We start from the raw sequence: 1,555 nt of genomic DNA on the forward strand, positions 1-1,555 counted from the left end.
ACTGGGAAACTACATCCATCTCCTCAATAGGGCCGTGGCAAGTCTGGCAATCCACACCACCCACCTGCGTGTGCTGCGAGTGGTTGAAGTATGCCAGGTCCGGCAGGTTGTGGACACGTACCCACTCGATTGGCTTATTGCGCTCTATGGCCTTGTATATCTTCTGGATTTCAGGAGATTCTGTTTTGATCTGGCTATGGCAGTTCATACAGATGTTGGCAGAAGGAATACTGGCGCTCTTGCCTTTATATACAGTAGTGTGGCAGTAGTTACAGTCGATCTGGTGCTGGCCAGCGTGCAGTTTGTGCGAGAAAGCGATCGGCTGCTTCGGTGCATAGCCTTCCTGAATGCCGATACCCATTACCTGGTTCAGGCCCAGATCCAGCAGTACAACCACAAAGATCAGCACTACCAGGGAGCGTACAGCCTTAGACTTGTATACCTTAGAGAAATCGAAACGCTGGTTTACAACCTCTGCGTCATATTCATCCAGCTGCTTGTTTTTGTTGAGGTAGTTCTTCAGAAGCGAGGTGATCAGCAACAGCGTTACCACCAGCACGATCAACACTACAATCAACACCACCAGCACGATATCCAGGTAACCACCTACAGCTCCAACTGCGTCTGTTCCAACGTTTTCACCCGGAGCGGCTTCAGTGCCAGCTGCAGGACCGGTTGTTTCGGCTACAGCAGTTGCCTCAGAAGCCTTAATATACGTCAGAATGGATTTAACCTCTTCATCTGAGAAAGCGAAAGAAGGCATCGCCTGCTTGTTGAACTGGTTATAAACAGCAACCGCATCTTTGTCTCCGGACTGGATCAGCGCCTGAGAGTTTTTGATCCAGCTGATCAACCAGGGCTGCGCTCTGCGCTCATTCACCCCTTTCAGGCCCGGACCAACTACAACGTCACTTCCAACAGAGTGGCAAACAACACAGTTGTTCTTATAAAGGGACTCGCCGGCACTTACAACTCCGGCATCGTCTACCGGGAGGCCTGCAGCGCCTTGTGCAGCACCTGGTGTTGACATCCCGAAGGTTGTCGCCAGGGCAAACAGAAAGGCAATCAAGAATTTGGTTTTTGCTCTTTGTATACAGCTAATCATAGCCAAGATCGCTTGTGTTTAGTATGATGGTGAAATTACTTTACGGGCACAAATCTACTACCTGAAACCCATTAATCAAACATTATATGTTTATTTTTGGTCCTATACACAATATCACTGAAAGACCCAGGGTCAGGACAAGATTTCCTTTGTTATATTAAAATGGAGGCACTTTTTATTTAAATTCATTCTAAATAACTGGACGGTTTTCGTTGGGATGTAAACACGGATAGTTACTAAAATATCTTTTCAGCAGTCCATTTACCGCATCCCTCCTATTGAACTTAACTTCCTGGCCTTTTGTTTTGAAAACCTTTTCATTTTCAAGCATTTAGCGTACAAACACTTAGTATTGGTAGCATAACCGGGTGCTTGTTGGCAGAGCAGGCCGAAAACCTTTGACCAGAGGCAGTTGATGACTCCTCCTCTTAATATAGCATTCCCCTGGTG

The 1,555-nt window shown here is 47.0% G+C and carries 1 protein-coding gene; it reads right to left on the reverse strand.

Annotated elements, in window-relative coordinates; all coding sequences use genetic code 11:
* On the reverse strand, nucleotides 1–1,069 hold a 1,069-nt coding region (locus OB13_RS19800), incomplete at its 3' end, for a c-type cytochrome (RefSeq protein WP_461491914.1).
* Nucleotides 1,070–1,555: the final 486 nt, after the last annotated feature.

Source organism: Pontibacter sp. HJ8 (genome assembly GCF_054824225.1).